Origin of the sequence: Nostoc sp. UIC 10630, assembly GCF_010747425.1 — a bacterium.
In the GTDB taxonomy this organism is placed as follows: Bacteria; Cyanobacteriota; Cyanobacteriia; order Cyanobacteriales; family Nostocaceae; genus Nostoc.
This window is the reverse complement of record NZ_JAAGOG010000502.1, coordinates 1-503: the sequence shown is the minus strand read 5'-3', so window position 1 is coordinate 503 and position 503 is coordinate 1. Positions and strand designations below refer to the sequence as shown.

Here is a 503-nt window from a genome sequence, read left to right as displayed (position 1 = left end):
CAAGCGATCGCAGCTAATTATCCTGAGTACATCAGAATTGATGGTGCTTGGATTGATGAACTGTGTGATGCTGCATCTAATCAAAATATGACTCTTCGCAGTAATCACCATTTTTATCTTTCTGGCGGAACGCAGTCTGGAAAGTCTACGCTGGCTGGCGTGATTATCAATAAAATTGCTGCAAAATCTCAAAGCCCGGCAATTGTGATTGGCAGCGATCCAAAGGATGATGTCACCAGATGGTTGTGCAAGTTCAGCCGTAAGTTTGACGGCATGAAAGAACTAAAAAACTGGATTACCTTTGCCACAGACCAAATTGACAAGCAGAAAGCCAGAGTATCAATTGTTGGTGGTGAATGTCAGGGCGTTCCCGAATTATTTCTTGCTCAAGATGAGGTGGACTCTGTATTTGGTGGTGGCAAGGGACTTCCAGGAATGGTTGATGCTGATACTGCCAAAGATTTGCAGGGTTTTTGGAACTATATCATCAAATTCACTGCTGG

General features: G+C 43.5%; 1 pseudogene. It reads left to right on the top strand.

Annotated elements, in window-relative coordinates:
- Positions 1 to 503, top strand: a pseudogene (locus G1O98_RS38610) (ATP-binding protein); the annotation flags it as partial.